We start from the raw sequence: 20,053 nt of genomic DNA, 5'->3' as shown, positions 1-20,053 counted from the left end.
GTCTGCTATCCCTTCCGGGTGAATGCCAGAACCTGATCGTCGGCCACCGGCTCCAGGTCCGGATGGTGCCAACCAACCACTTCACCGACGCCGATCACCATGAGCCCACCGGGCGCCAGGCGCTCGGCCAGGCGGTTGAGGATTTCACGGCGACGCCAGCGGCGGAAATAGATCAGCAGGTTCTGGCAGAAAATTACGTCCATGCCGGACATTGGCGCCTTCGCCAGTTCCAGCACATTGAGCCGGGCGCAACACACGCGCGCGGCCAGGCTCTCCACAACTTTGAAACGGCCATCGCCCAGAGGCTGGAAGTAGCGCTCGCCCATGTCGCCTTCCAGGTGCTCCAGGCGCCGTGCGCCGTACACCCCCTCGCGGGCCTTGTTCAGGGCGCTGAGGCTGATGTCGGTGCCGGTCACACCAAAATAGTCGGGCCGCTCGCTACCCGTGAGGGCCTCGGCGGCCGCGATGGCCAGGGAATACGGCTCTTCGCCGCTGGAACAACCGACGCTCCAGAGGGCGAGGGGGCTGTCCAGTCCCTTGGCAACACGCTCGCGCAGATAGGCGCCGAGCAGGTCGAACGAGGGTCCGTGGCGGAAAAAACGGGTTTCCTGAACGGTGAGGCGGTCCAGCAAGGTCGACCATTCGACGGCACCACGCGGCCCGTCGGTGACCTGGCGGAAGTAGAGGGTGTAGTCGTCTACGCCCAGCTCTCGCATCCGCGCGGTGAGGTTGGTCTGCAGGAACGAGCGTCGCTGCTCGTTGATGACCACGCCGGTACGTTCCTCGAGCAGCGATTGCCAGTCATGGAACTGCGCGGGGGTCATGTCGGCCATGGGTTTCAAGGCCCACACGCCGCCAGGCTGCATGCTGTCGTGCCTCTCGCTCATGGCCGTTGCGCCGCAGCCTCAGGCTGCGGCACCTCCCTTGGTCAGGCCCGGTCTGCGTCCGGCAGGTTGAAGCCGGATACCGACTTGCGCATCTCGCTCGCCATCTTGGCGAGGTTACCGATGCTCTTGGCGGTTGCCGTGGTACCGGCGGAGGTCTGCGAGGTGATCTCCTGAATGACGTTCATGGTGTTGGAAATGTGGCCCGCGGACGACGCCTGCTGGCGTGCCGCGTTGGAGATGTTCTGGATCAGGGCCGCGAGGGTCTTGGATACCTTCTCGATCTCTTCCAGGGCCACACCGGCGTCCTGTGCGAGGCGGGCACCGCGTACCACTTCGGAGGTGGTCTGCTCCATGGAGATAACCGCTTCGTTGGTGTCGGTCTGAATGGTCTTAACCAGGGCCTCGATCTGCTTGGTTGCGGCAGAGGAACGTTCTGCGAGGCGCTGTACCTCGTCCGCTACCACGGCGAAGCCTCGACCGGCGTCACCCGCCATGGACGCCTGGATCGCGGCGTTCAGTGCAAGGATGTTGGTCTGGTCGGCAATGTCGTTAATCAGGCTCACGATGTCACCGATCTCCTGGGACGATTCACCGAGACGCTTGATTCGCTTGGAGGTGTCCTGGATCTGCTCGCGGATGTTGTCCATGCCGGTGATGGTGTTGTGCACCACTTCGTTGCCCTTGTTGGCGATGGCTACGGAACGTTCCGCTACCGCGGAGGATTCCGAGGCGTTCGCCGATACCTGGTCAATCGACACGGCCATTTCGTTGATCGCGGCGGACGCACCGGCGATTTCCTGGGCCTGGTGCTCGGAAGCCTCGGCCAGGTGCATGGCGGTGGCCTGGGTTTCCTGGGCAGCGGCGGCTACCTGCACGGCGGTCAGGTTGATGGTCTCTACCAGTTCGCGGAGCTGGTCGATGGAGTAGTTGATCGAGTCCGCGATCGCACCGGTGAAGTCCTCGGTTACGGTCGCCGCTACGGTCAAGTCACCGTCTGCAAGGTCGGCGATTTCGTCGAGCAGTCGCAGAATCGCGGCCTGGTTACGTTCGTTCTTCTCGGCGGTCTCGGCCAGACGCTGGCGGGTGGTCTGAACCATGACCAGGCCGATCAGGATGATCGAACCCAGTGCCAGGGCACCGAGGATGTAGCCAGCCAGGGTGTTCAGGCTACGGCCAGCGGCTTGCTCTTCGAAGCCGGCGGCCAGCTGGGACGCCTTGTCCAGCAGGGTCTGGGAGCCGGTGAAGATGGTGTTGGCGGATTCACGGACCTGGAAGAGTTCGGGCGAGGTCTCGAGGATCTCGTCCACGGAACCGGAGACGAACTCGAACAGCTCGGAAATCTCCTGCAGGCGCTCCAGGGCCTCGGTGTCGGTCACCTTGGAGATTTCCATGGCGGCGTTGCCTTCGAGCATCGCGTTCAGTACACGGCCGAACAGGCTGGCGTCGCGGCCGAACATGTCGGCGGCCTGTACGGAGTCCTGGTCACCGGCCAGTACCTTGTTCACGGAGCCGAGGATCCGTTCGGCCAGCAGCGACTGGCGCTGGGCCACGGACACCTGGGCAGCGGGCGCGCCGCTTTCCAGCAGGATGTCCACGACTTCCTCGTACTCGACCTGCAGCTGCGGGATGGTCTCGGCGAGGGTGCCGGCTACCTGGTGCAGGGAGAGTACGGTCTGCTCGCTGGCCAGGATGGCGTCGGAGTTCTGCCGCAGGCTGTTCCAGTCCGCCTGCACGGCGTCCATCTGGGCCTTGACGGCTTCGGGCGCCGGCGGCAGGCCGGTTTCCGCGTCACCGTTGAGCAGGATGTTCCAGCGCTTCTCGAAGTCGTTGCGCGCTTCCTTCAACAGGGCGAAGGCCTCGGGCTTGCCCGCCGCCGCTTCGGTGGCGTTCTTCGCGATACGCTGGGACAGGACCCGCAGCTCACCGGAGTGGCCGAGGTATTCCTGGTCGTGGTTCGCCTGCGTGTTGAGGTACGCGAAGTTGGCGAACAGCAGCACGATGGAGACGATCAGGACCACGAAGAGTCCGGCGATCAACGTACTGCTGCGCGCTCCCGCGAGTAGATTGCCTGCGTTCAGTTTTTTCATTATCGGGCCCCCGCCTGGACCAACTACACAACGATTTCCATGTAACGCCAAGGGCCGGTATAGACCGGCCCAACCTTGGATCAACGGCACACGCTGGTGCCTGGGTCAGCCGGAGACACTGCACTCCGGCCGATCGGGCCGCCCCTCCCGGAAACGGCCCTGCGCGCAGGCCCGAAGGCCTGCGCGTTGGGAACTAGACCGCGACGTCCAGGAACACCTGGTGCTGGGCCAGCGCATGAGGGCTGAACACCAGCCAGGGATGTTCACGCTGGAACACGCCGTGGATGAAGGGTTGGATGGTGGCCTCCAGCGGCGGCAGTTCCTCGGAGAACGAGCCCACCGGGAAGTGCTGCATGCCGAAGACTTCGTCGACGATGAGGCCGGCGAAGATTTCCTGGTGGTCGACCACCAGCACCCGACGCTGCTTGCGCAGGGACGAGAGTTCGCCGCCGAAGAAGCCGCACAGGTCCATGATCGGCAGCAACCGGCCACGGACGTTGGCGACTCCCTTGACCCAGGGTTTCACCCCCGGCAGCTGGGTGTAGCGGGGCTCGTGGAGCACTTCGCCCACTTCGCCCATGGACGCCACGAAGAAGCGCTCGCCCATGCGGAAACCGATCCCACTCCAGGTCTGGACCGTCTCCTGCTGGGCGGGCAAGCCCGCCGCCAGGGCGCGGCAGCGCTGGTCGATCTCGAGGAGTATCTGGAATGGGGTCTTTGCGTCCGACATGCGGGACTGAGCCTTCTTCTAGGGCATCACGGTGCTACCGGCATCAGCCGGCCAGCACCGCGTTGAGGGTTTTCAGCAGCGTGTCTTCGTCGATCGGCTTGGTCAGGTAGTCCTTCGCGCCCTGGCGCTTGCCCCAGACCTTGTCGGTTTCCTGATCCTTGGTGGTGACGATGATCACCGGGATGTGGCTGGTTTCGGCGTCCTTGGTCAGCTGACGGGTCGCCTGGAAGCCATTGAGGCCGGGCATGACGATGTCCATCAGCACGGCGTCGGGCTTTTCCTGGCGAGCCAGGGCGACGCCGTCGGCGCCATTTTCCGCCTTCAGTACCTGATGGCCATGTTTTTCGAGCATGGCGGTCAGCTTGTACATTTCGGTCGGCGAGTCATCAACAATCAGAATACGAGCCATGTTTGTCCCCAATACGGAAAGGCACTTCCAGCCACGAGGGCCGGACTTCAGGAGGCTTGTTCCACCGGGGTGAAATCAGGCACGTGGGTCTTGATCGCGCCGAGCAGTTCTTCCTTGCTGAAGGGCTTGGTGAGGTACTGGTCGGAACCGACGATGCGACCCTTGGCCTTGTCGAACAGGCCGTCCTTGGAGGACAGCATGATCACCGGGGTGGACTTGAAAGCACTGTTGTTCTTGATCAGGGCGCAGGTCTGATAACCGTCGAGACGCGGCATCATGATGTCGACAAAGATGATGTTCGGGTGTGTGTCCGCGATCTTGGCCAGGGCATCGAAACCGTCGACAGCCGTGATGACCTCGCAACCCACCTTCTTCAGCAGAGTTTCAGCGGTGCGACGAATCGTCTTCGAATCGTCGATCACCATCACCTTCAAACCCTCGGAATGCTGTTCCATGTTCGCCCTACCATCGCCTCGGTGAGTCGTTATTAGCTTCGTTCAGTGCGCCTGAGGCCCTGTCAGCGACGGGCTGCGACCCAATCGTCGGGCCTTTTTAGCACACTCTCCAGACGCAAGCCAGAAACCGCCTACGCCATGGATTTGCCAGTTCGCACGGCGAGGTTTCCCTTGACCGCAACCGCCTCCAGCGCCACCCTGAGCGCCTCTTCCGGGACCCGATCGAGGCCCCTTTCTTCACTTCACGAGTTGCGGAGACACCACCCATGAGCGTTCGCCTCGGGATCGTCATGGACCCCATTGCGCAGATCAACTTCAAGAAGGACAGCTCCCTGGCCATGCTTCTCGCGGCCCAGGCTCGCGGCTGGTCCCTCTTCTATATGGAGCAGCAGGACCTTTACCAGGCAGCGGGCGTAGCCCGTGCCCGCATGAAACCGCTCGAGGTGAAGGCCGACCCTGCGGGCTGGTATGTCCTCGGGAATGAGCAGGACACCCCGCTCGCCGACCTCGATGTGATCCTCATGCGCAAGGATCCGCCCTTCGACAACGAGTTCATCTACTCCACCTACCTGCTGGAGCAGGCCGAACGCGCCGGCGTGCTGGTGGTGAACCGTCCGCAGAGCCTGCGCGACTGCAACGAGAAGTTCTTTGCCACGCTCTTCCCGCACCTCACCCCGACGACCCTGGTGAGTCGACGGCCCGACATTCTGCGCGAGTTTGCAAAAGAGCAGCGTGACATCATTCTCAAACCCCTTGATGGCATGGGCGGTTCGATGATTTTTCGTCACCGCGAGGGCGACCCGAACCTTTCGGTGATCCTGGAGACCCTCACCCGCCACGGCGCCGAGCAGATCATGGCGCAGCGCTACCTGCCGGCGATCGTCGACGGGGACAAACGTATCCTGATGATAGACGGCGAACCGGTACCTTACTGCCTGGCGCGCATTCCCGCTGCCGGCGAGACCCGTGGCAACCTCGCCGCCGGTGGTCGGGGCGAAGCCCGCCCACTGACCGAGCGGGACCGCGAGATCGCCGCCACCGTCGGTCCGGTACTGCGGGAGAAGGGCCTGCTGTTCGTCGGCCTCGACGTGATCGGCGACCACCTCACCGAGATCAACGTCACCAGCCCGACCTGCATCCGCGAGATCGACGCGGCGTACGACACCCGCATCGGCGAACGCCTGATGGACGTCATCGCCACCCGCCTGGAGGCGAACCAGAGCAAGCCGCAAGCTTGACGCAGTCAACACCTTGCAGCTTGCGGCTTGCAGCCTGCCGCCCCAGTTCGGCAGACTGCGCGCCACTTTGAGCAGACCCGATGTGCGATGAACGCAGCCGCTGACCTCCCCCGCTTCCCCTCCGCCAGCGTGCGCCCGGCGGACAGGCTCGGCTTCACCCTGTTCCTCGCCGCGGTGCTGCACATCGCGCTCATCCTCGGTGTCGGCTTCACCTTCAGCGACCCCAGCCAGATCAGCAAGACGCTGGAAGTCACCCTCGCCACCTTCAAGAGTGACGAGAAGCCGAAGGAAGCCGACTACCTGGCCCAGAACAACCAGCAAGGCAGCGGCACCCTTGAGCACAAGGACACGCCCAAGACCACCGAGCAGGCGATGTTCCAGGACCAGGAGATCCGCAAGGTCACTCCGCCCGCCGCGCCCCAGCAGACCAAGCGCCAGGAAGCCCCCAAAGCGGCCATCGCCACCACGGCACCCAAGCCGCAGAAGACCCCGGTCAAGCGCGAGGAAGCCAAGCCCGAGCCCGAGGCGCCGCCCGCCCCCGTATTCGACAGTGCCCAACTGTCCTCCGAGATCGCCAGCCTTGAGGCCGAGCTGTCACAGGAGCAGCAGCGCTACGCCAAGCGCCCGCGCATCCACCGCCTCAACGCGGCCTCGACCATGCGCGACAAGGGTGCCTGGTACAAGGACGAATGGCGCAAGAAGATCGAGCGCGTCGGCAACCTCAACTACCCTGAAGAGGCCCGCCGCCAGCGCATCTACGGCTCGCTGAGGCTGCTGGTATCGATCAACCGCGACGGCACTCTTTATGAGGTGCAGGTGCTGGAGTCATCCGGCCAGCCGGTACTGGACCAGGCCGCCATGCGCATCGTCCGCCTCGCCGCCCCCTTCGCCCCCTTCACCGGCGACCTGGCCGACATCGACCGCCTGGAAATCATCCGCACCTGGCGTTTCGAGCGGGGCGACAGGCTCTCCAGCAACTGAACCGGCACCCTTGAAGCCGACGGCGCGAAGATCGACACTAGCGCCCATGAAAAGCACCGCGCCCAGCTACCTCAAGCACCACTTCCTGATCGCCATGCCGCACATGGACGATCCCAATTTCGCGCAGACCGTCACCTACCTGGTCGAACACAACGACCAGGGCGCCATGGGACTTGTGATCAACCGCCCCAACGGCCTCAACCTCGGTGACGTGCTCGAACAACTGCGCCCCGACGACACCGCCCCCGCCCACTGCCAGAACCTGCCCATCTACGCCGGCGGCCCCGTGCAGACCGACCGCGGCTTCGTCCTGCACCCCAGCGGCCCGCAGTACCAGGCCACCCTGGACCTGGGCGACCTGGCGCTGTCCACCTCCCAGGACGTGCTGTTCGCCATCGCCGACGGCAGCGGCCCGCAGAAGAGCCTCATCGCCCTCGGCTATGCCGGCTGGCAGGCCGGGCAACTGGAGGCCGAGCTGGCCGAAAACGCCTGGCTCACCTGCCCCGCCGACCCGGCCATCCTCTTCGACACCCCCAGCGACCAGCGCCTCGCCGCCGCCGCTGCACGGCTGGGGGTCAACCTCAACCTGCTCACCAGCCAGGCCGGGCACGCCTGATGGCCGGCCCGACAACCGCGCCCCGGCTGCTCCTCGGCTTCGACTACGGCACCCGCCAGATCGGCGTCGCCGTCGGCCAGGCCGTCACCGGCCAGGCCCGCGAGCTGTGCGTGCTCAAGGCGCAGAACGGCGTACCCGACTGGCAGAAGGTCGAGGCCCTGATCAAGGAGTGGCAGCCCGACGCCATCGTCGTCGGCCTGCCGCTGAACATGGACGGCACCCCCAGCGAGATGAGCGAGCGCGCCGAGAAATTCGGCCGGCGCCTCAATGGCCGCTTCAACCTGCCCGTCTTCACCCACGACGAACGCCTGACCACCTTCGAAGCCAAGGGCCACCGCCTGGCGCAGGGCCAGCGCGGCGGCTACCGCGAGCGCCCGGTGGACGCCCTGGCCGCCGCCCTGCTGCTGGAAGGCTGGCTGGCCGAGCACCCCGGACACGACTAGCGAGGAACGCCCATGACATTGCCCAACCCGGCCGAACTGCTGCCGCAGATGGCCCGCGCCCTGACCGACCACCTGGCGGCCCGGCACATCGACACACCGCGCTTCATCGGCATCCGCACCGGCGGCGTCTGGGTCGCCCAGGCCCTGATGGAAGCCCTGGGCCGCGACGACGCCATGGGCGTGCTCGACGTTTCCTTCTACCGCGACGACTTCACCCAGAACGGCCTGCATCCCCAGGTGCAGCCCTCCGAACTGCCCTTCGAGATCGAAGGCCAGCACCTGGTGCTGATCGATGACGTGCTGATGAGCGGGCGCACCGTGCGCGCCGCCCTCAACGAGCTGTTCGACTATGGCCGCCCGGCCAGCGTGACCCTGGTCTGCCTGCTGGACCTCAACGCCCGAGAGCTGCCGATCCGCCCCGACGTGGTCGGCGCCACCCTGTCCCTGGCCACCCACGAGCGGGTAAAATTGCTCGGCCCCGCGCCGCTCGCACTCGAGCGCCAGGTCCTCGCCGCCTCCTGAAAACCCGACCCCCAGGGCCCGCCCCATGCCGAACGCCAAGCGCCCGCTGCAGCTCAACGACCAGGGCCAGCTGCGCCACTTCCTCTCGCTCGACGGCCTGCCCCGTGAGCTGCTGACCGAAATCCTCGACACCGCCGACTCCTTCCTCGAAGTCGGCGCCCGCGCCGTCAAGAAGGTGCCCCTGCTGCGCGGCAAGACGGTGTGCAACGTGTTCTTCGAGAACTCCACGCGCACCCGCACCACCTTCGAGCTGGCGGCCCAGCGCCTCTCCGCCGACGTCATCAGCCTGAACGTCTCCACCTCCTCCACCAGCAAGGGCGAGACGCTGTTCGACACCCTGCGCAACCTGGAGGCCATGGCGGCCGACATGTTCGTGGTCCGCCATGCCGACTCCGGCGCCGCCCACTTCATCGCCGAGCACGTCTGCCCTGACGTCGCCATCATCAACGGCGGCGACGGGCGCCATGCGCACCCGACCCAGGGCATGCTCGACATGCTCACCATCCGCCGCCACAAAGGCAGCTTCGAGAACCTATCGGTGGCCATCGTCGGCGACATTCTGCACTCGCGCGTCGCCCGCTCCGACATGCTCGCCCTCAAGGCCCTGGGCTGCCCGGACATCCGCGTGATCGCGCCGCGCACCCTGCTGCCCATCGGCATCGAGCAGTACGGCGTCAGCGTCCACACCGACCTGGCCGAAGGGCTCAAGGACGTGGACGTGGTGATCATGCTGCGCCTGCAGCGCGAGCGCATGCAGGGCGGCCTGCTGCCCAGCGAAGGCGAGTTCTACCGCCTCTACGGGCTGACCACCCAGCGCCTCAAACTGGCCAAGCCCGACGCCATCGTCATGCACCCGGGGCCGATCAACCGAGGCGTGGAGATCGAGTCCGCCGTCGCCGACGGCAGCCACTCGGTGATCCTCAACCAGGTCACCTACGGCATCGCCATCCGCATGGCCGTGCTCTCCATGGCCATGAGCGGCCAGAACACCCAACGCCAGATCAATCAGGAAGCCGAGGTGCAGAACTGATGCGTACCCACATCATCGGCGCCCGCCTCATCGATCCCGCCAGCGGCACCGACCAGGTCACCGACCTGTTCCTCCAGGCCGGCAAGGTCACCGCCATCGGCCAGGCACCGGCCGGCTTCGAGGCCGAGACCCGCATCGACGCCCAGGGCCTGGTGGCCGCCCCCGGCCTGGTGGACCTCAACGCCGCCCTGCGCGAGCCCGGCTACAGCCGCAAGGGCAACGTCGACAGCGAGACCCGCGCCGCCGCCGCCGGTGGCGTGACCAGCCTGTGCTGCCCGCCGCTGGCCCGCCCGGTGCTGGACACCCCCGCCGTGGCCGAACTGATCCTCGACCGCGCCCGCGAAGCCGGACACGCCAAGGTCTTCCCCATCGGCGCCCTCACCCGCAACCTCGCCGGCGAGCAGCTGGCCGAGCTGGTCGCCCTGCGTGACACCGGCTGCGTCGCCTTCGGCAACGGCCTGGCGCCCATGAGCAGCAGCCGCACCCTGCGTCGCGCCATGGAGTACGCCGCCACCTTCGACCTGACCCTGGTGCTGCAGCCCCAGGACGCCGACCTGGCGGAAGGCGGCCTCGCCCACGAAGGCGCCACCGCGGGCTTCCTCGGCCTGGCCGGGATCCCCGAGAGCGCCGAGACCGTGGCCCTGGCCCGTGACCTGCTGCTGGTGGAGCAGAGCGGCGTGCGCGCGCACTTCAGCCAGATCACCAGCGCCCGTGGTGCCGAGATGATCGCCGAGGCCCAGGCCCGCGGCCTGCCGGTCACCGCCGATGTCGCCATGTACCAGCTGCTGCTGACCGACGACGCCCTCACCGGCTTCTCCAGCCTCTACCACGTGCAGCCGCCGCTGCGCAGCCAGGCGGACCGCGAAGGCCTGCGCCAGGCGGTGAAGAGCGGCGTGATCGGCGCCATCGCCAGCCACCACCAGCCCCACGAAGCCGACGCCAAGCTGGCGCCCTTCGCCGCCACCGAGCCCGGCATCAGCAGCGTCGAACTGCTGTTGCCGCTGGCCATGAGCCTGGTGGAAGACGGCCTGCTGGACCTGCCCACCCTGCTCGCCCGCCTCACCGCCGGCCCGGCCCGCGCCCTGCGCTTGCCGGCTGGCCGCGTGGCAGTCGGTGCCCCGGCAGACCTGGTGCTGTTCGACCCGAAGGGCCGCACCCAGGCCGGCGAGGCCTGGCACTCGCGCGGGCGCAACTGCCCGTTCATCGGCGACTCACTGCCCGGGCGCGTGCGCTACACCTTCATGGACGGCCACCTGACCTTCCAGGGCTGAAGCTGAAACCGCTGCAAACGAAAGGGGCCGTCATCGACGGCCCCTTTTGCTTTCCGGCTCAACGCTGGGCGTTGAGCACCGATATCTGCGTGTTCAAGGTCCAGAAGTCGTAGAGCACGCCCAGCAGGAAGAACCCACCGGTGAACAGGTAGAGGATGCCGGTGATCCATTTGCCCTGGTACATGCGGTGCACACCGAACACACCGAGGAAGGTCAGCAGCAGCCAGGCCACCGTGTAGTCGTAGGAGCCCGCGTTGAAGCGCAGGGCGGCCTCGCGCTCCATGGACGGGATCAGGAACAGGTCGATGATCCAGCCGATGAAGAACAGCCCCAGGGTGAAGAACCACAGGGTGCCGGTCACCGGCCGGCCGTAGTAGAAGCGGTGCGCCCCGAGGAATCCGAAGATCCACAGGAGGTAGCCGATCAGGGTGCTGTGGGTATCCGGGCGTTGCATGTGATCTCCTGATGACGGGCCGGCGACCGAAGGTCGTCGACGGACTTGCACAGGTTCCGGTCGCCGAAATACTGTATGCACGTACAGTTAATTTCAGAATCCGACCATGGAACTGATCGACAAGCTAACCGTGCTGGCCGACGCCGCCAAGTACGACGTGTCCTGCGCCAGCAGCGGCGCACCCAAGCGTGGCTCCACCGGCAAGGCCGGCATCGGGTCCACCAACGGCATGGGCATCTGCCACAGTTTCACCCCCGATGGCCGCTGCGTGGCCCTGCTGAAGATCCTGCTCACCAACTTCTGCATCTACGACTGCCAGTACTGCGTCAACCGCCGCTCCAGCGATGTACCGCGCGCCCGCTTCACCCCGGAAGAAGTGGTCCGGCTGACCCTCGACTTCTACCGGCGCAACTGCATCAGCGGGCTGTTCCTCAGCTCCGGGATCATCCGCTCCGCGGACTACACCATGGAGCAACTGGTGCGCGTAGCCCGGCTGCTGCGGGAAGAACACCAGTTCCGCGGCTACATCCACCTGAAGACCATCCCCGACGCCAGCCCGGAGCTGATCGCCGAGGCCGGCCTGTACGCCGACCGCCTGAGCGTGAACATCGAGCTGCCCACCGAATCCGGGCTGGTGCGCCTGGCGCCGGAGAAGCGTGTGGCGCCGATCCGGCGCGCCATGGGCCGCATCCGCCTAGGCGTGGAAGAAGCGCAGGAGGAACGGCGTGGACCCGCCTTCGCCCCGGCCGGGCAGAGCACCCAGATGATCGTCGGCGCCGACGCCACCGACGACCGCACCATCCTCGGCACCGCCCAATCGCTCTACAGCGCCTACCGGCTCAAGCGCGTCTACTACTCCGCCTTCAGCCCTATCCCCAGCGCCCCCGGCGGGCTGCCGGCCGAGCCGCCACCGCTCATGCGCGAACACCGCCTGTACCAGGCCGACTTCCTCCTGCGCGGCTACGGCTTCCGCGTCGAGGAGCTGATCAGCAGCCCAGGCAACCTGCCACTGGACATCGACCCCAAGCTGGCCTGGGCGCTGGCCAACCGCGAGCAGTTCCCACTCGACCTCAACCGCGCCGAGCCGGCGATGATCGCCCGCGTGCCCGGCATCGGCGTGCTCAGCGCCCGTCGCCTGGCGGACCTGCGCCGCGAGCGGCGCATCCGCTACCAGGACGTGGTGCGCCTGCGCTGTGCCATGGACAAGGCCCGGCCGTTCATCATCACCCAGGACTACAGGCCCCGGCTGGCCGACCTCGAATCCACCGCCCTGCGCCGCCAGCTCGGCGACGCCCCGGCACAGATGGCGCTCTGGTGATGCACCGGCCCCGCTTCGACGGCAGCTTCGAAGGCTGGCGCAGCGAAGCCCGGCGCCTGCTGCAGGCCGGGATCGCCCCGCACCAGGTGGACTGGACGCCGGATGCCGGCCTGTTCGACAGCCTCGACCCCGCCCCGGCGGACGCCCCAGGCGGCACGGTGCGCATTCCTCGCGAACTGCCGGAATTGCTGGCCCAGGCCGCACGCTTCCGCCAGCAGGACCGCTGGGGCCTGCTCTACCGGGTGCTCTGGCGGGCTGCCCGGGGTGACCGCAGCGCCATGCTGCCGGGCGACCGCGACGGCGCCGAGCTGCACCGGCGGCTCAAGGCCGTGCGGCGGGAAGCCCACCACCTCCACGCCTTCCTGCGCTTCCGCCCGGGCCAGGCCCAACGCGGCGAGCCGGACTACCTGGCCTGGATCGAACCGGCACACGAGGTGCTCGACCTCGCCGCCGAACACTTCGTCCCGCGCATGGGGCGGCACAGCTGGCTGATCGCCACGCCCGACGGCGTGGCCTGCTTCAACGGCGAGCGCCTGGCCTACCTGCCCCCGGGGCCACCCGGCCTGCAGGCCGCCATCGAGGAGCGCGACGACCCGGATCAATCGCTGTGGCAGGCCTACTACCGCAGCACCTTCAACCCGGCCCGGCTCAACCCGAAGGTGATGCGCGGCCACATGCCCGCACGCTTCTGGCGCCACCTGCCGGAAGGGCCGCTGATCCCCGCCCTGGTCAGCGCGGCCCGCACCGGCCAGCAGCGCCTGGCCCAGGCCCCGGCGGTCGGCGCCCAGGACGGCAAGACAGTGCTGATCAGCCCGCTGAAAGCCCAGCCGGTGCGCGAGGCCACCTCGGCCCTGGAGCGTTGCCAGGCCTGCCCGCGCTGGCACGCCGCGACCTGCGCCGTGGCCGGGCAAGGTCTGGAAACCGCCGATGTGATGGTGCTCGGCAGCCAGCCTTCCGATCAGGACGACCTGAGCGGGCAGCCCTTCAGCGACCCCGCCGGCATCCGCCTGCGCGAAGCCCTGGCCAGCGCCGGGCTGGCCCGCGAACGCCTGTACTTCACCCACGCCGTGAAGCACTTCGCCTGGCACAGCCAGGGGCTGCGCAGCGAGCGCGAGGCGCTGCCGGTGACGGAAGCCGAACTGACGGCCTGTGCCCCCTGGCTGGAGGCGGAGCTGCAGCAGCTCCGGCCACGACTGGTGATCGCCCTGGGCGACGGCGCCCGTGCGGCCCTGCGCGGTTTCATTCCACCGCACCTGGCGGAACACGGTGGCGAGGTGCTGGAAACGATCCAGGCGCCTTTCGGCGCCTGGATCGTGATTCCCTGGCCTGCGGGGAACGACACACTGGAGGCCTTGGCGCGCCGGGCGGCGCAGTGGCTGGCGCCACTCAGCGGAAGCGGCGGCCCGGATCGTCTTCCGAGACTTCCAGGGACAGCCCGCCACTGATGCTGGTCAGGTGTTCGCCGTCGGTCTCGGAACCGAGCTTGATCATCAGGCGCAGGTCGTTCGCCGAGTCGGCGTAGAGCAGGGCGTCTTCGTAGGTGATCTCGCCCTGGGAGTAGAGGTTGTACAGCGCCTGGTCGAAGGTCTGCATACCCTGCTCGGTGGAGCGTTTCATCAGCGGCTTGAGCTCGTGGACCTCGCCCTTGCGGATCAGGTCGGCCACCAGCGGGGTGTTGATCAGCACCTCGATCACCGCGCGGCGCCCCTTGCCATCCGGGGTCGGCACCAGTTGCTGGGCGACGATGGCCTTGAGGTTGAGGGACAGGTCCATCCACACCTGCTGCTGACGGTCGGCAGGGAAGAAGTTGATGATCCGGTCCAGCGCCTGGTTGGCGTTGTTGGCGTGCAGGGTGGCCAGGCACAGGTGGCCGGTTTCGGCGAAGGCCACGGCGTGGTCCATGGTCTCGCGGGTCCGCACCTCGCCGATGAGGATCACGTCCGGCGCCTGGCGCAGGGTGTTCTTCAGGGCCACCTCGAAGGATTCGGTGTCGATCCCCACTTCACGCTGGGTGACGATGCAGCCCTGGTGCTGGTGGATGTACTCGATGGGGTCTTCGATGGAGATGATGTGGCCGGAACTGTTCTTGTTGCGGTAGCCGATCATCGCCGCCAGCGACGTGGACTTGCCGGTGCCGGTGGCGCCGACGAAGAGCACCAGGCCGCGCTTGGTCATGGCCAGCTTCTTCAGCACCTCGGGCAGCTTGAGCTGCTCCAGGGTGGGAATGTTGGTCTCGATGCGGCGCAGCACCATGCCCACCAGGTTGCGCTGGTAGAAGGCGCTGACGCGGAAACGGCCGATGCCCCGGGCGCTGATGGCGAAGTTGCACTCGTGGTTCTCGGCGAAGTCGCGGCGCTGCTGCTCGTTCATCACCCCCAGCACGGTTTCCCGGGTCTGCTCCGGCGACATGGGGTTCTTGGTGACCGGCATGACCTTGCCGTTGACCTTCATCGACGGCGGCACACCGGCCGTGATGAACAGGTCCGAACCGCCCTTCTCGACCATCAGGCGCAACAGTTTCTCGAATTCCATGGTCTTTCTCGCAATGTGGATGGCCGACCTGTTCGCTCGCGTACAGGCCAGTTCGGGCAGCCGCCCCGTTCAAGCAGACAGGGCGCCTGCCGGGGCGCCCTGTCGGGTCTAGAAGTTTTCCGGCGTCTTGGCCTTTTCGCGCGCGCTTTCGCGGCTGACCAGGCCCTTGGCCACCAGGCCCTTCAGGCAGCTGTCCAGGGTCTGCATGCCCAGGGCGCCGCCGGTCTGGATGGCGGAATACATCTGCGCCACCTTGTCCTCGCGGATCAGGTTACGGATGGCGGGGGTGCCGATCATGATCTCGTGGGCCGCCACCCGGCCGCCGCCGATCTTCTTCAGCAGGGTCTGGGAAATGACCGCCTGCAGGGATTCGGAGAGCATGGAACGCACCATCGCCTTCTCCTCGGCCGGGAACACATCGACCACCCGGTCGATGGTCTTGGCGGCGGAGGTGGTGTGCAGGGTGCCGAACACCAGGTGCCCGGTTTCCGCGGCGGTCAGCGCCAGGCGGATGGTCTCCAGGTCGCGCATCTCGCCCACCAGGATGATGTCCGGGTCTTCCCGCAGGGCCGAGCGCAGCGCCTCGTTGAAGCCGAGGGTGTCGCGGTGCACCTCACGCTGGTTGATCAGGCACTTCTTCGACTCGTGGACGAATTCGATCGGGTCTTCCACGGTCAGGATGTGGTGGTACTTGGTGCCGTTGAGGTAGTCGAGCATCGCCGCCAGGGTGGTGGACTTGCCCGAACCGGTGGGGCCGGTGACCAGCACCAGGCCGCGCGGCACGTCGGAGATCTTCTTGAAGATCTCGCCCATGCCCAGGTCCTCCATGGACAGCACCTTGGAGGGAATGGTCCGGAACACGGCGCCGGCGCCGCGGTTCTGGTTGAAGGCGTTGACCCGGAAGCGGGCCACGCCGGGCACCTCGAACGAGAAGTCGGTTTCGAGGAATTCCTCGTAATCCTTGCGCTGCTTGTCGTTCATGATGTCGTAGATCAGCGCGTGCACCTGCTTGTGGTCCAGGGGGGGCAGGTTGATACGGCGAACATCGCCGTCGACGCGGATCATGGGCGGCAGCCCGGCCGAGAGATGCAGGTCCGAAGCGCCCTGCTTGGCGCTGAACGCAAGCAGCTCAGTAATATCCATGGGACTCCCCAATTCCAAGCGGTTAGAATGCCGCAGACCCACTCAGGCCGGGCTGTAGAGCGCAGGTAATGTCCACGATAGCAAAGAATATTGCAAAGGTTCGCGCGCGTATCCGTGAGGCGGCGCAAGCCTCTGAAAGGGATTCATCCACCATCGGCCTGCTGGCCGTGAGCAAGACCAAACCCGCCGACGCCATTCGCGAGGCCCACGCCGAGGGCGTGGCCGATTTCGGCGAGAACTACCTCCAGGAAGCGCTGGCCAAGCAGGCCGAACTCACCGACCTGCCGCTGACCTGGCATTTCATCGGCCCGATCCAGTCGAACAAGACCAAGCCCATCGCCGAGCACTTCCACTGGGTGCACTCGGTGGACCGGCTGAAGATCGCCGAGCGCCTTTCCGCCCAGCGCCCCACCCACCTGGCGCCGCTGAACATCTGCCTGCAGGTCAACGTCAGCGGCGAGGCCAGCAAGTCGGGCTGCGCACCGGAAGACCTCCCGGCCCTGGCCAAGGCCGTGGCCGGCCTGCCGAACCTGCGCCTGCGCGGGCTGATGGCGATTCCCGAACCCACCGACGACGTCGCAGCCCAGCACGCTGCCTTCGCCCGCCTGCGCCAGCTGATGACCGACCTGGACCTCGCCCTCGACACCCTGTCCATGGGCATGAGCCACGACCTCGAAGCGGCGATCGCCGAAGGCGCCACCTGGGTGCGCATCGGCACCGCCCTGTTCGGCGCCCGCGACTACGGGCAGCCGGCCCCCTAATAAGGAAGGAACACGACATGAGCACTCCCCGCATTGCATTCATCGGCGCCGGCAACATGGCTGCCAGCCTGATCGGTGGCCTGCGCGCCCAGGGCGTTCCGGCCGACCACATCCGCGCCAGCGACCCCGGCGCCGAGCAGCGCGCCCGCATCGCCGCCGAGCACGGCATCGAAGTGGTCGAGAGCAACGCCGACGCCGTGCGCGGCGCCGATGTGGTGGTCCTGGCCACCAAGCCCCAGGTCATGAAGGCCGTGTGCGAAGCGCTGGCCCCGAGCCTGTCCGCTGGCCAGCTGATCGTGTCCATCGCTGCCGGCATCCCCTGCGCCAGCCTGGCCCGCTGGCTGGGCGTCGACTCCATCGTGCGCTGCATGCCCAACACCCCGGCCCTGCTGGGCGAAGGCGCCAGCGGCCTGTACGCCACCGCCGCCGTCAGCGACGAGCAACGCCGCCAGGCCGAGCAGCTGCTGCAAGCCGTGGGCATCGCCCTGTGGCTCGACGAGGAGAAGCAGATCGACGCCGTCACCGCCGTCTCCGGCAGCGGCCCGGCCTACTTCTTCCTGCTGATGGAAGCCATGACCGCCGCCGGCGAGAAGCTGGGCCTGAGCCCCGAAGTGGCCGCCCGGCTGACCCTGCAGACCGCCCTGGGCGCCGCACGCATGGCCGTGGGCAGCGATGTCGGCCCGGCCGAGCTGCGCCGCCGCGTCACCTCCCCCAACGGCACCACCGAGGCGGCCATCAAATCCTTCCAGGGCAATGGCTTCGAATCCCTGGTGGAGCAGGCTCTGGGCGCTGCCGACCGCCGTTCCGCCGAACTGGCCGACCAGCTCGGGCAATGAGCATGCCGCGCTCAGTCGCCTGGTCACTGGCGCCCCTGCTGCTCTCGCTGGGCCTGCCAGCGCTGGCGGACACCTGCGCCCTGCAACCCGACCTGGCCCAGGCCACCCGCACCGCCTTCGAGCAGGTCCAGGCCGGCCTTGACGGGCAGGACGAAGAGCTGCCCACCGACGTTTCCCCGGCCATCGCCACCGCCGTGGAAGCCCACAAGGACGCCATCACCCGCGCCCTGGATGCGCGCCTGGCGTGCAGCGGTGCCGACCTCGATGCCGACGCCCTGCAGCAGGAAATGGCCCGCGAGCTGATGCCCGCCCAGCCGGCGCCGGAAGGCGAGGAAACCTCGGTGAGCCCCTATGCCGTGGCGCGTCACGACGAGCCGGGGCTGCCGCCGATGGTGGTGGTCCAGGCCGTCACCTCCATCCCCTGCGGCGGCGACATCCTGCTGCTCGGCTATGCCCGGGAAGGCGACCGCTGGGTGCGCACCCTGGAATGGCGCAGCCCGCCGCTGAAGGAGCTCTCCGACGCCTACGGCGACTTCTACCAATACGTGCGCCTGGCCGGCGGGCAGTTCGTCATCGCCCACGGCACCCCCTGGTGCACCTCGCGCTGGAGCCGGCTGGCCGTGGATGTGGTGCAGCCGCGCAATGGCGAGACCGCCCAGCGCACCCTGCACCACCTGCAGCAGGGCTACGTGCGCGACGAAACCGAGCCACGCCTGAAGGCCCGGCCCGACGGCTTCGAGCTACGCGCCGAAGTGGGCAGCCTGGACGCCGACCGCATGACCCGCGCCGGCATCTACCGCTACCGCCTGGATGGCGACGCCCTGCAGCGCATCCAGCCGGCCGCCAGCAACGGCCGGGGCTTCGTCGACGAATGGCTGATGGTGGACGATGCGCTGGCCGGCGACTGGAGCGCCCCGGAACAGCGCCAGCAGAACCTGACCGCCCGCGAACAGCTCAAGGCGCAGCGCGCTGAGCCCGGCATCACCCTGCTCTACGGCCCGGTACGTGCCTGCAAGGACGCCGGCCGCTTCCAGGTGGAGATCCAGCTGTACGACAGCAAGAAGGACCTGCACGACCTGGCCTATGCCTACGCCACCATCCTCCAGCGACCCGACGGCTTCACCCTGATGACTCTCGGCGACCATGAGGACACGCGCTGTAACGGACCGGACCTGATGGCCGGGCAGTGACACCCTCCATGCGCACCGGGAATCCCGATAAAGTAGCCCGCATCGCCGGCATCCCCGCTGGCCGTGCGCCCACCTCCACAAGGAACGCCCAATGACCGGACTCGCCTCCGCCGCGATCTATGTGATCCAGACCCTTGGCAGCCTCTACCTGCTGGTCGTACTGCTGCGCTTCATCCTGCAGCTGGTACGGGCCGACTTCTACAACCCCCTCAGCCAGTTCGTGGTGCGGGCCACCAAGCCCCTGCTGAACCCGCTGCGCAAGGTCATCCCCGGCCTCGGCGGGCTCGACCTGGCCTCCCTGGTGCTGGCCGTGCTGCTGCAGTGGCTGCTGATGATCGTGGTGGTGCTGCTGATGGGCGCCAACCCCCTGGGCGCGCTGCCGCAGCTGCTGGTGTGGTCGGTGATCAGCATCACCTCGCTGTTCCTCAAGGTGTTCTTCTTCGCCATGATCATCAGCGTGATCCTCTCCTGGGTCTCCCCCGGCAGCTACAACCCCGGCGCCCAGCTGGTGAACCAGATCTGCGAGCCGCTGCTGGCCCCCTTCCGCAAGCTGCTGCCGAACCTGGGCGGGCTGGATATCTCGCCGATCTTCGCCTTCATCGCGCTGAACCTGCTGGATCGCTTCGTCATCGGCGGCCTGGCCGCCATGACCCAGATGCCGCCGCAGCTCAGCCCCTTCCTCTGATGAGCTGGTTCCGCTGGGACGGCGAGGACCTGATCCTCGCCTGCCACCTGCAGCCCAAGGCGAGCCGCGACGAGTTCGCCGGGCTGCACGGGGATCGCCTGAAGATCCGCCTCACCGCACCGCCCATCGAAGGCCGGGCCAATGCCCACCTGATGGCCTTCCTCGCCGACGCCTTCGGCGTCGCCAAGAGCCAGGTGAGCCTGGAAGGCGGCGAGCTTAACCGCCAGAAGCGCGTGCGCATCCGCACCCCGCGCACCCTGCCGGCGCTGCCCGGCCTGACCGCTCGGCAACCCTGACAGACCTTAAGGCGGGACTGTGAAGCCGCTCGATTGACGGCCAGCCGGGACGGCGGATAATTGCCGAACGCCCGCCCAGGCATCGGCCCGCTGTCGAGACGGCCGTACCATCGTTGTCGAGTTCCCCCCTTAGTTTCTGAACGCAGGACGCGTGAGCGGAAGGAGAGCC

At 67.3% G+C, this 20,053-nt stretch carries 22 protein-coding genes; 14 read left to right on the top strand and 8 right to left on the bottom strand.

The features are described 5' to 3' along the window. Positions 1-5: 5 nt before the first annotated feature. From BM198_RS01410 to pilG, 5 genes are all read right to left on the bottom strand, one after another. The gene (locus BM198_RS01410) at positions 6-866 is read right to left on the bottom strand and encodes a CheR family methyltransferase (protein ID WP_044403650.1); all 861 of its coding nucleotides are present in this window, start codon (positions 864-866) and stop codon (positions 6-8) included. Between the two features lie 62 nt (positions 867-928). Beyond that, positions 929-2,974 carry a methyl-accepting chemotaxis protein gene (locus BM198_RS01405; RefSeq protein WP_044403555.1) on the bottom strand — a complete coding sequence of 682 codons (2,046 nt, stop codon included), beginning with the start codon at positions 2,972-2,974 and terminating at the stop codon, positions 929-931. Between the two features lie 193 nt (positions 2,975-3,167). After that, positions 3,168-3,704: a chemotaxis protein CheW gene (locus BM198_RS01400; RefSeq protein WP_044403557.1), complete on the bottom strand. Its 537-nt coding sequence runs from the start codon at positions 3,702-3,704 to the stop codon at positions 3,168-3,170. A gap of 43 nt (positions 3,705-3,747) precedes the next feature. Further along, complete coding sequence (gene pilH, locus BM198_RS01395) at positions 3,748-4,113, bottom strand: twitching motility response regulator PilH (protein WP_003458790.1); 366 nt, start codon at positions 4,111-4,113, stop codon at positions 3,748-3,750. Between the two features lie 47 nt (positions 4,114-4,160). Next, positions 4,161-4,568 carry a twitching motility response regulator PilG gene (pilG, locus tag BM198_RS01390; RefSeq protein WP_021218373.1) on the bottom strand — a complete coding sequence of 136 codons (408 nt, stop codon included), beginning with the start codon at positions 4,566-4,568 and terminating at the stop codon, positions 4,161-4,163. A gap of 266 nt (positions 4,569-4,834) precedes the next feature. Between pilG and gshB the strand changes: the two genes are divergently transcribed. The 7 genes from gshB (at position 4,835) to BM198_RS01355 (ending at position 10,669) form a co-directional block, all read left to right on the top strand. Then, positions 4,835-5,806: a glutathione synthase gene (gene gshB / locus BM198_RS01385; RefSeq protein WP_074967210.1), complete on the top strand. Its 972-nt coding sequence runs from the start codon at positions 4,835-4,837 to the stop codon at positions 5,804-5,806. 87 nt (positions 5,807-5,893) lie between these two features. After that, positions 5,894-6,787 (top strand): energy transducer TonB, encoded by an 894-nt coding sequence (locus tag BM198_RS01380; protein WP_074967208.1) that lies wholly within the window; start codon positions 5,894-5,896, stop codon positions 6,785-6,787. Between the two features lie 46 nt (positions 6,788-6,833). Then, the gene (locus tag BM198_RS01375) at positions 6,834-7,403 is read left to right on the top strand and encodes a YqgE/AlgH family protein (protein ID WP_044403571.1); all 570 of its coding nucleotides are present in this window, start codon (positions 6,834-6,836) and stop codon (positions 7,401-7,403) included. Next, a complete protein-coding gene (gene ruvX / locus BM198_RS01370) occupies positions 7,403-7,846 on the top strand; it encodes a Holliday junction resolvase RuvX (RefSeq protein WP_044403573.1) in 444 nt (147 codons plus the stop codon). The genes BM198_RS01375 and ruvX overlap by 1 nt, the downstream gene beginning before the upstream one ends. A 12-nt stretch (positions 7,847-7,858) precedes the next feature. Further along, a complete protein-coding gene (pyrR, locus tag BM198_RS01365; RefSeq protein ID WP_044403576.1) occupies positions 7,859-8,368 on the top strand; it encodes a bifunctional pyr operon transcriptional regulator/uracil phosphoribosyltransferase PyrR in 510 nt (169 codons plus the stop codon). A 25-nt stretch (positions 8,369-8,393) separates the two neighbouring features. Beyond that, on the top strand, positions 8,394-9,398 hold the full coding sequence (locus BM198_RS01360) for an aspartate carbamoyltransferase catalytic subunit (RefSeq protein ID WP_044403578.1): 1,005 nt from the start codon (positions 8,394-8,396) through the stop codon (positions 9,396-9,398). Next, positions 9,398-10,669: a dihydroorotase gene (locus BM198_RS01355; protein ID WP_074967206.1), complete on the top strand. Its 1,272-nt coding sequence runs from the start codon at positions 9,398-9,400 to the stop codon at positions 10,667-10,669. Before BM198_RS01360 ends, BM198_RS01355 begins: the two co-directional genes overlap by 1 nt. Positions 10,670-10,727: 58 nt before the next feature. On the opposite strand, the gene BM198_RS01350 is transcribed toward BM198_RS01355, so the two are convergent. Further along, positions 10,728-11,123: an NINE protein gene (locus tag BM198_RS01350; protein WP_074967204.1), complete on the bottom strand. Its 396-nt coding sequence runs from the start codon at positions 11,121-11,123 to the stop codon at positions 10,728-10,730. A 106-nt stretch (positions 11,124-11,229) separates the two neighbouring features. On the opposite strand from BM198_RS01350, the gene BM198_RS01345 reads away from it, so the two are divergent. Together BM198_RS01345 and BM198_RS30705 are read left to right on the top strand one after the other, a co-directional pair. Then, positions 11,230-12,441, top strand: coding sequence for a putative DNA modification/repair radical SAM protein (locus BM198_RS01345; protein WP_069566424.1), 1,212 nt, complete (start codon positions 11,230-11,232; stop codon positions 12,439-12,441). Beyond that, on the top strand, positions 12,441-13,886 hold the full coding sequence (locus tag BM198_RS30705) for a TIGR03915 family putative DNA repair protein (RefSeq protein ID WP_074967202.1): 1,446 nt from the start codon (positions 12,441-12,443) through the stop codon (positions 13,884-13,886). The genes BM198_RS01345 and BM198_RS30705 overlap by 1 nt, the downstream gene beginning before the upstream one ends. Here the strand turns inward: BM198_RS30705 and BM198_RS01335 are convergent. Both BM198_RS01335 and pilT read right to left on the bottom strand, forming a co-directional pair. Continuing rightward, on the bottom strand, positions 13,828-14,973 hold the full coding sequence (locus BM198_RS01335; protein ID WP_044403589.1) for a PilT/PilU family type 4a pilus ATPase: 1,146 nt from the start codon (positions 14,971-14,973) through the stop codon (positions 13,828-13,830). The two genes, BM198_RS30705 and BM198_RS01335, sit on opposite strands and share 59 nt — an antisense overlap. Before the next feature lie 108 nt (positions 14,974-15,081). Beyond that, positions 15,082-16,116 carry a type IV pilus twitching motility protein PilT gene (gene pilT, locus BM198_RS01330; protein WP_044403590.1) on the bottom strand — a complete coding sequence of 345 codons (1,035 nt, stop codon included), beginning with the start codon at positions 16,114-16,116 and terminating at the stop codon, positions 15,082-15,084. Positions 16,117-16,184: 68 nt separating this feature from the next. Between pilT and BM198_RS01325 the strand changes: the two genes are divergently transcribed. The 5 genes from BM198_RS01325 (at position 16,185) to BM198_RS01305 (ending at position 19,884) form a co-directional block, all read left to right on the top strand. Next, positions 16,185-16,877: a YggS family pyridoxal phosphate-dependent enzyme gene (locus BM198_RS01325; RefSeq protein ID WP_074967200.1), complete on the top strand. Its 693-nt coding sequence runs from the start codon at positions 16,185-16,187 to the stop codon at positions 16,875-16,877. Between the two features lie 17 nt (positions 16,878-16,894). Continuing rightward, positions 16,895-17,713 (top strand): pyrroline-5-carboxylate reductase, encoded by an 819-nt coding sequence (proC, locus tag BM198_RS01320; protein ID WP_074967198.1) that lies wholly within the window; start codon positions 16,895-16,897, stop codon positions 17,711-17,713. 2 nt (positions 17,714-17,715) lie between these two features. Next, a complete protein-coding gene (locus tag BM198_RS01315) occupies positions 17,716-18,903 on the top strand; it encodes a hypothetical protein (protein WP_074967196.1) in 1,188 nt (395 codons plus the stop codon). 91 nt (positions 18,904-18,994) lie between these two features. Continuing rightward, the gene (locus BM198_RS01310) at positions 18,995-19,588 is read left to right on the top strand and encodes a YggT family protein (RefSeq protein ID WP_074967194.1); all 594 of its coding nucleotides are present in this window, start codon (positions 18,995-18,997) and stop codon (positions 19,586-19,588) included. Next, entirely contained in the window at positions 19,588-19,884 is a 297-nt protein-coding gene (locus BM198_RS01305; RefSeq protein WP_044403598.1) for a DUF167 domain-containing protein, read from the top strand. Before BM198_RS01310 ends, BM198_RS01305 begins: the two co-directional genes overlap by 1 nt. The last annotated feature ends 169 nt before the right edge of the window (positions 19,885-20,053 follow it).

Origin of the sequence: Metapseudomonas otitidis (assembly GCF_900111835.1) — a bacterium.
In the GTDB taxonomy this organism is placed as follows: Bacteria; Pseudomonadota; Gammaproteobacteria; order Pseudomonadales; family Pseudomonadaceae; genus Metapseudomonas; species Metapseudomonas otitidis.
Note: the sequence above shows the minus strand (reverse complement) of the source record. Positions and strands in the feature narration are given on the sequence as shown.

Coding starts and splice junctions, on each gene's coding strand:
- BM198_RS01410 (WP_044403650.1), bottom strand. CDS start 866: ATGCAGCCTGGCGGCGTGTGGGCCTTGAAACCCATGGCCGACATGACC.
- BM198_RS01405 (WP_044403555.1), bottom strand. CDS start 2,974: ATGAAAAAACTGAACGCAGGCAATCTACTCGCGGGAGCGCGCAGCAGT.
- BM198_RS01400 (WP_044403557.1), bottom strand. CDS start 3,704: ATGTCGGACGCAAAGACCCCATTCCAGATACTCCTCGAGATCGACCAG.
- pilH (WP_003458790.1), bottom strand. CDS start 4,113: ATGGCTCGTATTCTGATTGTTGATGACTCGCCGACCGAAATGTACAAG.
- pilG (WP_021218373.1), bottom strand. CDS start 4,568: ATGGAACAGCATTCCGAGGGTTTGAAGGTGATGGTGATCGACGATTCG.
- gshB (WP_074967210.1), top strand. CDS start 4,835: ATGAGCGTTCGCCTCGGGATCGTCATGGACCCCATTGCGCAGATCAAC.
- BM198_RS01380 (WP_074967208.1), top strand. CDS start 5,894: ATGAACGCAGCCGCTGACCTCCCCCGCTTCCCCTCCGCCAGCGTGCGC.
- BM198_RS01375 (WP_044403571.1), top strand. CDS start 6,834: ATGAAAAGCACCGCGCCCAGCTACCTCAAGCACCACTTCCTGATCGCC.
- ruvX (WP_044403573.1), top strand. CDS start 7,403: ATGGCCGGCCCGACAACCGCGCCCCGGCTGCTCCTCGGCTTCGACTAC.
- pyrR (WP_044403576.1), top strand. CDS start 7,859: ATGACATTGCCCAACCCGGCCGAACTGCTGCCGCAGATGGCCCGCGCC.
- BM198_RS01360 (WP_044403578.1), top strand. CDS start 8,394: ATGCCGAACGCCAAGCGCCCGCTGCAGCTCAACGACCAGGGCCAGCTG.
- BM198_RS01355 (WP_074967206.1), top strand. CDS start 9,398: ATGCGTACCCACATCATCGGCGCCCGCCTCATCGATCCCGCCAGCGGC.
- BM198_RS01350 (WP_074967204.1), bottom strand. CDS start 11,123: ATGCAACGCCCGGATACCCACAGCACCCTGATCGGCTACCTCCTGTGG.
- BM198_RS01345 (WP_069566424.1), top strand. CDS start 11,230: ATGGAACTGATCGACAAGCTAACCGTGCTGGCCGACGCCGCCAAGTAC.
- BM198_RS30705 (WP_074967202.1), top strand. CDS start 12,441: ATGCACCGGCCCCGCTTCGACGGCAGCTTCGAAGGCTGGCGCAGCGAA.
- BM198_RS01335 (WP_044403589.1), bottom strand. CDS start 14,973: ATGGAATTCGAGAAACTGTTGCGCCTGATGGTCGAGAAGGGCGGTTCG.
- pilT (WP_044403590.1), bottom strand. CDS start 16,116: ATGGATATTACTGAGCTGCTTGCGTTCAGCGCCAAGCAGGGCGCTTCG.
- BM198_RS01325 (WP_074967200.1), top strand. CDS start 16,185: ATGTCCACGATAGCAAAGAATATTGCAAAGGTTCGCGCGCGTATCCGT.
- proC (WP_074967198.1), top strand. CDS start 16,895: ATGAGCACTCCCCGCATTGCATTCATCGGCGCCGGCAACATGGCTGCC.
- BM198_RS01315 (WP_074967196.1), top strand. CDS start 17,716: ATGCCGCGCTCAGTCGCCTGGTCACTGGCGCCCCTGCTGCTCTCGCTG.
- BM198_RS01310 (WP_074967194.1), top strand. CDS start 18,995: ATGACCGGACTCGCCTCCGCCGCGATCTATGTGATCCAGACCCTTGGC.
- BM198_RS01305 (WP_044403598.1), top strand. CDS start 19,588: ATGAGCTGGTTCCGCTGGGACGGCGAGGACCTGATCCTCGCCTGCCAC.